Source organism: Lentzea sp. NPDC004782 (assembly GCF_040609115.1).
Taxonomy (GTDB): domain Bacteria; phylum Actinomycetota; class Actinomycetes; order Mycobacteriales; family Pseudonocardiaceae; genus Lentzea.
Map to the genome: position 1 here is coordinate 89879 of NZ_JBEXJN010000030.1, position 9082 is coordinate 98960.

General features: G+C 70.6%; 1 protein-coding gene (only partly in view). It reads right to left on the reverse strand.

Annotated elements, in window-relative coordinates; genetic code table 11:
- A protein-coding gene (locus ABZV40_RS26890) for an SDR family NAD(P)-dependent oxidoreductase (RefSeq protein WP_355447074.1) crosses the window boundary here: on the reverse strand, window positions 1-9060 show its 5' end (the start). Its footprint begins 20937 nt before the window's first position; only the first 9060 of its 29997 coding nucleotides appear in the window; it begins with the start codon at window positions 9058-9060; its stop codon lies beyond the left edge, outside the window.
- Window positions 9061-9082 lie beyond the last annotated feature (22 nt).

Here is a 9082-nt window from a genome sequence, read left to right on the forward strand (position 1 = left end):
CGCGACCGCGTGCCGGTCGGCGACATCACACGCCACGACCGTGACCGACGCATCCAGCTCTTCCACCCAGCCCGGCGTCTCGCCGCGCCTGCTGACCAGCACCAGGTCACGAACACCATGCGCGGCAACGAGATGCCGCGCGACGACCTGACCGAGCCCACCGGTGCCGCCGGTGATCAGCACAGGTCCTTCCAGCACAACGCGCTCACCGGCGGCAACCCTGGTGATGCGCGGCACGAACACCTCGCCGCCCCGCACCCGCAGCTGCGGTTCCGCGCTCGCGAGCACCGCGTCCGGCAGGTCGCCGTCCGTCTCGACCAGCGTGAACCGGCCGGGGTGCTCCGACTGCGCAGCCCGCACCAGGCCCCACACCGCCGACGCACCCAGGTCGCCTTGCCGCGTGACGAAAACGAGCTTCTCGGCCCGTTCGCTCGCGATCCACTCCTGGATCTTCGCGAGCACGCCGGCCGTCAACTCGTGCGCTGCTTCGACCGGAGACCCCTCCGACACCACGTGTTCCACGACGTGCGCCGCCGGAACCGCCTCGGTGAGCGTGATCGGCACCCAGTCCAGCCCGAACAACGCCTCCTGCGCCGCGCTGAGCTGCTGCGCCGACACTGCTCGCGTCACGAGCGATCCGACCGTCGCCACCAATGCTCCGGTGGTGTCGGCGATCGCGATCTCCATCGAGCTGTCGCTCGTGGTCCGCAGCCGAACCCGCAGCGACGTCGCCCCACTCGCGTACAGCGCAACGCTTTCCCACGTGAACGGCACCGCGCCCTCGGTCCGCTGGTCGGCGAACGCCACCGCGTGCAGCGCCGCGTCCAGCAGCGCCGGGTGGATGCCGAACCCGGCCCCGGTCACGTCCTCAGGCAACGCGACCTCGGCGAACACCTGGTCACCGAGCTTCCAGGCGGCGCGCAGCCCCTGGAACACGTGCCCGTAGTCGAACCCGAGCTCCGCGAACCGCTCGTAAACGCCCTCGACCTGCACCGCCTCCGCTCCGGCAGGCGGCCAGACGGCGGCGTCGAAGTCGCTGCCGGTCGTGCCGCTCGCCAGGAACCCGGTGGCGTGCTCGGTCCACGGCAGGTCGCTGTCCTCGGGACGGCTGTGAATCGCGATCGCCCGCCGCTCACCCTCCGCACCAACCCGGAGCTGCAGCTGCACGGCGCCCGACTGGGGCAGCACGAGCGGCGCCGCGATGGTCAGCTCGTCCACGCGGTCGAGGCCCACCTCGTCCGCCGCCCGCAACGCGAGCTCGACGAGCGCCGCACCGGGCACGAGCACCTTGCCGTGCAGTGAGTGGTCTCGCAGCCACGGGTGGCTGCGCAGCGACAGCCTGCTCGTGAACAGCAGGCCCTCCCCGCCGGCGAGCTCAACCGCGGCCCCGAGCAACGGGTGCTCGACCGCGCCGAGACCGGCCGATCGGACGTCCGACTTCGTGGACACCTCAGGCCAGAACCGCTGCTGCTCGAACGCGTACGTCGGCAGGTCGACCTTGCGGCCATGTTGACAGAACTTGTTCCAATCAACATTGACGCCGTCAACATTGATTCGACTCAATGCCGTCAACATTGACTTGACTTCGTCAACATTGCGCCTGATCGCGGGCACGCAGCCGTCCACCATCGCGGACAGCACGCCATCAGGCCCGATCTCCAGGAACTTCACGTCACCCAGCGCGGAGACGTTGTCGTGGAAGCGCACCGTGTCGCGAACGTGGTTGACCCAGTAGTCGACGGTGCCCACTTGTCCGGTTGTTGACATGCGGACAAGCGGCTTGGAGAACGTGATCCCGCTGATCGCCTCGCGGAAGTCGTCGAGCATCGGCTCCATCAACGGCGAGTGGAACGCATGCGACACCTTCAGCCGCTTGTTCTTCCACTTGGCCGCAATAGCGAGCACTTCTTCTTCAACACCGGCGATCACCACAGACCGAGGCCCGTTGACTGCCGCGATCGACACGCCATCGGTCAGGTGCTCACGCACCTTCTTCTCAGACGCCACCACCGACACCATGGCGCCACCCACAGGCAACGACTGCATGAGCGACGCACGCGCGTTCACGAGCTGGCAGGCGTCCTCCAGACTGAACACACCGGCGACGTGCGCGGCGGCGATCTCTCCGATCGAATGGCCCGCGACGTGGTCGGGCTTCACACCGTAGAACTCGAACAGCCGGTACAGCGCCACCTGGAACGCGAACAGCGCGGGCTGCGCGTACCCGGTCTGGTTCAGCGCCTCCTGGTCACTCCCCCACATGACCTCGCGAACAGCCGGGTCGAGGTGAACCAGCACCGCGTCGAGCGCCTCGGCGAACACCGGGAACGCCTCGTACAGCTCACGCCCCATGCCGACCCGCTGCGACCCCTGGCCGCTGAACAGGAAGGCCAGTTCCCCTGCCTTGGCCACACCACTGGCCAACACCTCACCGTCAAGCACCACGGCCCGGTGGTCGAACAACGCGCGCGTGGTCAGCAACGAGTACGCGATGTCTGCCGCGTCCCCCGGCCAGTCCTTGATCCGCTCGATCTGCCCGGCCAGCGCCTGCGCCGACCGCGCCGACACCAGCCACGGCACGCCCACACCCTGGATCGATCCCGACTGGGGGCCCTGGGGGGAGACCGAGGTCCCCACTCCAATCGTCGCACGAGAGGCCGACAATTCCGGGCTTGCAAGATCGACAACGGCCGAGTTGTCCACAGGCGCCGAGTTGTCCACAGATTCCGCAGCAGTGCCCTGACCAGCGTTTTCTGCGAGTACGCTGAAAATCGGGGGGATCCCCGACGGCGCCTCCAAGATCACGTGGGCGTTCGTGCCCGAGACGCCGAACGACGAGACGCCGGCCCGGCGCGGGCGGGAGACGGCGGGCCACGGGGTCGCGGTCGTGACCAGGGAGACGTCGCCCGCGGTCCAGTCGATGTGGGTGGACGGCTGGTCGACGTGCAGGGTCGCGGGCACCACGCCGTGCCGCATGGCGTGAACCATCTTGATGATGCCGGCGACACCGGCGGCGGCCTGGGTGTGGCCGATGTTCGACTTGATGGAGCCGAGCAGCAGCGGAGACGGACGGTCCTGGCCGTAGACGGCGAGCAGTGCCTGGGCCTCGATCGGGTCGCCCAGGGTGGTGCCGGTGCCGTGTGCCTCGACCACGTCGACGTCGGAGACCGACAGGCCGGCGGAGGCCAGAGCCGAGCGGATCACGCGCTGCTGCGACGGGCCGTTCGGCGCGGTGAGGCCGTTGGAGGCGCCGTCCTGGTTCACCGCCGAGCCGCGCACGACGGCCAGCACGGTGTGGCCGTTGCGCAGCGCGTCCGACTGGCGTTCCAGCACGAGCAGGCCGACGCCCTCGCCCCAGCCGGTGCCGTCGGCGGCGTCGGCGAAGGACTTGCAGCGGCCGTCCATCGCGAGACCGCGCTGCTTCGAGAAGGCCACGAAGGAGCCCGGCGTCGACATGACGGTCACGCCGCCGGCCAGGGCGAGCGAGCACTCGCCGTTGCGCAGCGCGGAAGACGCGAGGTGCAGGGCGACCAGAGAGGACGAACAAGCCGTGTCGACGGTGACCGCCGGGCCTTCGAGGCCGAAGGTGTAGGCGATGCGGCCGGACAGCACGCTCTGCGCCGTGCCGGTGCCCTGATAGCCCTCGAAGATGTCGTCGGACACCAGGGTCGAGTAGTCGTTGGACATCACACCGGCGAACACACCGGTCTTGGAGCCGCGCACGGAAGCCGGGTCGATGCCGGCGCGTTCGAAGGCCTCCCACGCCGTCTGCAGCAACAGGCGGTGCTGAACGTCGGTGGCGAGTGCCTCGCGCGGGGACATGCCGAAGAAGTCCGGGTCGAACGACGGGGCGTCGTGCAGGAACCCGCCCTGCATCACGTGGGTCTTGCCCGCGGCGTCCGGGTCGGGGTCGTAGAGGCCGTCCAGGTCCCAGCCGCGGTTCGTCGGGAAGCCGGTCACGCCGTCGCGTTCCTCGAACACCAGGCGCCACAGGTCTTCCGGCGACGACACGCCGCCGGGGTAGTGGCAGGCCATGCCGACGATCACGATCGGATCATCGGCCACCGCACTGGAAGACACTTCCGGCACGTGAACGTCCGCGCCGAACAGCTCGTCGAGCAGGTGGGAGGCCAGGGCACCGGCGGTCGGGTAGTCGAAGATCAGCGTCGCGGGCAGGCGGATGCCGGTCGACGCGGTCAGGCGGTTGCGCAGCTCGACGGCGGTCAGCGAGTCGAAACCGAGGCCCTGGAACGTGCGCGTGCGGTCCACTTCGGACGCACTGCCGTGGCCGAGCACAGCGGCGACCTCGGCGGCCACCAGGTCCAGCAACGCCTCCAGGCGCGCGTCGGACTCCAGCCGCGACAGCTCCGCGACCAGGCCCTCCGCGGCAACGGACTGGGCGGCGGCACGGCGTTTCGGGGTCTTGATCAGGCCGCGCAGCAACGGCGGCGGCGCGCCCTGGGCCCGCAACGCGGGAAGATCCAAGCGAAGCGGCAGCAGGAAAGCGTCGGAACCGGCGGTGCCGGCGTCGAACAACGCGAGCCCCTCGGCGACCGACAGAGGCGGCATGCCGGAGCGGGCGATGCGCTGCATGTCGGCGTCGGACATCGCGGCGGTCATGCCCGAGGTCTGCTCCCACGCGCCCCAGGCCAGCGCGACGGCGTGCTGGCCGGCAGCGCGGCGGACACGGGCGAGGGCGTCGAGGAAAGCGTTGGCGGCGGCGTAGTTCGCCTGACCGGCACCACCGAAAGTCCCAGCGGCCGACGAGAAGAGCACGAAAGGCACGTCCGGCAGCAGCGAGTGCAGGTGCAGCGCCGCGTCCGCCTTCGGGCGCAGCACGGTGTCGAGTCGCTCAGCGGTCAGCGACTCGACGACACCGTCGTCGAGCACCGCGGCGGTGTGCACGACGCCGCCGACAGAATGCCGTGACAGCAACGACTCCAGTGCCGCACGGTCGGAAACGTCGCACGCCTCCACGATCACGTCCGCACCCAGCTCGCGCAGAGCGGACACGTCAGCGGATCCGGTGCGCGAGACCAGCAGCAGCTCGCGAACACCGTGCTCGGCAACGAGATGCCGGGCCACCAGCTGACCGAGTCCGCCCGTGCCGCCGGTGATCAGCACCCGGCCGGACCACGACAGCCGCTCGGCCGGCAGCGCGGCCCGGGCCAGGCGCGCCGCGAGCACGACACCGTCGCGGATCGCCAGCACCGGTTCGTCGGTAGTCAGGGCGTGCAGCACCGCACCGGCGGAGGCCTCGGCGAAGTCGAGGTCCACCAGCACGAACCGGCCGGGGTGCTCGGACTGGGCCGACCGCACCAGGCCACGCGCGGCCGCGGCGGCGAGATCGTCGCCGTCCACCGCACCGCGCGTCACGAACGCCATCCGTCCCGAAGGCCGCGACACGAACTCCTGGATCAGCGACAACACCCGAGAGCACGTCTCACGAACATCAGTGCCGACAACGGGAACCAGCGTCAGGTCAGCGCCAGTCAACGAGGACACGACCGGACCGGCGGCCAGTGACAGGACGTCCGGGCCGAGCACCGCGACGGTCTGCTCGGCGAACCCGGCGGGCAGCTCGACCGGTGCCCACTCGATGCGGAACAACGAGTCGCGCACGGCCCCGGACCCCAGCTCGTCGACCGGGACCGGACGGGTCTGCAGGGCCTCGACCGAGGCGACGGGAGCACCGGTCGCGTCGGCGACCGCGATCTCCATCGAGCCGTCCTCGCCCCGCGCCAGCCGCACCCGCACCGCGGAAGCGCCCGAGGCGTGCAGGGACACGCCCTGCCACGAGAACGGCAGCCCACCCCGGCTGATCGACCCCAGGTCACCGAACCCGGCGGCGTGCATGCCGGCGTCCAGCAACGCCGGGTGCAGCCCGAACGCGCCGCCGTCGACACCTTCGGGCAGCGCGACCTCGGCGTACACGACGCCGTCGCCGCCCCGCCACACCGCCTGCAGGCCCTGGAAAACCGGCCCGTAGTCGAAGCCCATGTCGGTGAAACGCTCGTAGGACCCTGTGATGTCGACGGCCTCGGCACCGGCGGGCGGCCACACCGAAGCGTCGAACGACACCGCGGACTCACCCGAGCCCAGCACACCGGAAGCGTGCTGAAGCCAAGGCGTGTCAACGGCTCCTTCCGGGCGCGAGAAGATCGCGATCGACCGGCGCCCGGCGGAGTCGGCGGCTCCGGCGGACACCTGCACCTGCACGGCGGCTTCCGGGGTCAGCACCAGAGGCGCGGCGAGCGTCAGCTCCTCCACGCGCGAGCAGCCCACCTCGTCGGCGGCCCGGACCGCGAGCTCCAGGAACGCGGTGCCGGCGAACAGCACGCGCCCCATCACGACGTGATCGGCCAGCCACGGGTGCGTGGCCAGCGACAGCCGTGACGTGAACAGGTGCCCCGCCGAGCCGGCGAGCTCCACCGCCGCACCGAGCAGCGGATGCCCGACCGTTCCAAGGCCCGCGCCGCGCACGTCACCCGAGGACGCCTTCGGCCGCGGCCAGAACCGCTGCCGCTGGAACGGGTACGTCGGCAGGTCGACCCGCACGGCGCCGGAGCCGTCGAACAACCGGCCCCAGTCCACGGGGACACCGGAAACGTGCAGGCGTGCGAGACCGGAGACGAACGCGAGCTCCTCGCCGCGGTCCTTGCGCAGCACCGGAACCGCGCCGTCGACCAGCGCGGACAGCACGCCGTCCGGTCCGATCTCGACGAACGTCCGCTCCCCCAGCGCCGCCACGTTGTCGTGGAACCGCACCGCGTTCCGCACGTGCGACACCCAGTACTCGGGCGAGGTCACGTCGCCGGAAGCCTGGAACGGGATCGAAGGAGCGTGGAAGGTCAGGCCGGAGATGGCCGAGCGGAACGCGTCCAGCATCGGTTCCATCAACGGCGAGTGGAACGCGTGCGAGACGGAAAGCCGTTTGGTCTTGCGGTCGGCGAACCGTGCGGCGACCGCGAGCGCTTCTTCCTCAACGCCGGCAACGACAACCGCGGAGGGCCCGTTCACCGCCGCGATCGACACACCGGCGGTCAGCAGCGGCGTGACCTCGTCCTCGGTCGCCTGCACCGCGATCATCACGCCGCCCTCGGGCAGCCCCTGCATGAGCGTCGCCCGCGCGGTCACCAGCGCGCACGCGTCTTCCAGCGACAGCACGCCGGCGACGTGCGCGGCCGCGATCTCGCCGATCGAGTGGCCGGCGACGTGCTCCGGCACGATCCCGAACGACTCCATCAACCGGTACAGCGCGACCTGCAACGCGAACAACGCCGGCTGCGTGAAGCGCGTCTGCTCCAGAGCGGCCTCGTCCTCGCCCCACATGACCGACCGCAGCGCCGGGTCGAGATGCGTGAGGGCCTCGTCGAACGCGGCGGCGAAGACGGGGAAGCGGGCGTGCAGCTCCCGGCCCATGCCGATGCGCTGCGATCCCTGACCGGAGAAGAGGAACGCGAGCGCGTGCTCCTCGGCCGCGACGCCGCGCGCCAGTTCCGTGCCGTCCGGCAGCACCACGGCCCGCTGCTCGAACGAAGCCCGAGCGGTCGCCAGGGTGAACGCGACATCCAGTGGAGACAGGGCATCCACGACCGACTGCAACCGGGCCCGCTGCTCCTCCAACGCGGCAGGGGTGCGGCCGGACAGAACCCACGGCAGCACGGCAGGAGCGGTGACCGGTTCGGCCGCCTCCACCACGACCGGAGGCGCCTGTTCAATGATCACGTGCGCGTTCGTGCCCGAGACGCCGAACGCGGACACACCAGCGCGCAACGGCCGGTCGACGGAAGGCCACGGCCGCGCGTCGTGCAGCAGCGAGACGTTGCCCTTGGTCCAGTCGACCTGGGTGGACGGCGTGCCGAGGTGCAGGGTCTTGGGCAGCAGCCCGTTCTGCAGCGCCATGACGACCTTGATCACACCGGCGACGCCCGCGGCGCCCTGGGGGTGACCGATGTTGGACTTGACCGACCCGAGGTAGAGCGGCTCGGCGCGATCCTGTCCGTAGACCGAGAGAATCGCCTGCGCCTCGATGGGGTCACCCAGCGTCGTGCCGGTGCCGTGCGCTTCGACCGCGTCCACATCGGACGGGGTGAGGCCGCCGTTCTGCAGTGCCTGGCGGATGACGCGCTGCTGGGACGGGCCGTTCGGCGCGGTCAGGCCGTTCGAGGCGCCGTCCTGGTTGACGGCCGAGCCGCGGACGACCGCGAGGATCTTGTCACCAGCGCGTTGCGCGTCGGAAAGGCGCTTCAGCACCAGGACACCGACGCCCTCGGACCAGCCGGTGCCGTCCGCGTCGTCGGAGAACGCCTTGCAGCGCCCGTTTCCGGCAAGGCCGCCCTGCGAGGTGAAGGCGGCGAACCCGGCGGGCGTGGTCATGACCGCGACACCGCCGGCCAGCGCCAGGTCGCATTCACCGGCGCGCAGAGCGGACGAGGCAAGGTGCAGGGCCACCAGAGAAGAAGAACAAGCCGTGTCGACGGTGACCGCTGGGCCTTCCAGCCCGAGGAGGTAGGAGATGCGGCCGGACAGCACGGAGGCGGCGAACGCGGTGGTGGCGTAGAGGCCGACGTCCTCGCCGGAGCGGGAGAGCAGGTCGGCGTAGTCCTGCGAGGTGGTGCCCATGAACACGCCGGTCCTGGTGCCGCGCAACGACTGGGCGTTGACGCCCGCGCGTTCCAGCGCCTCCCAGGCGGTTTCCAGGAGCAGGCGCTGCTGCGGGTCCATGACGACGGCTTCGCGGGGCGAGATGCCGAAGAACCCGGCGTCGAACGACGCCGGGTCTTCGAGGAAGCCACCTTCGATGGTGGCGGTGTCGAGCTCGGAAACGTCCCAGCCGCGATCGGTGGGGAACCCGCCGATCACGTCCCTGCCTTCGGCGACGACCTGCCAGAGGTCCTCGGGCGAGGCCACCCCGCCGGGGTACCGGCACCCGATGCCCACGATCGCGATCGGTTCCACCGCTGCCGCGATCAGCTGCTGGTTCTGCTTGCGCAGCCGGTCGATCTCCTTCAGTGACGACCGCAGAGCCTCGACGTACTGGTTAGCAGAGGTGGTCATCGCGCTTCCTTCTCGGATCGCC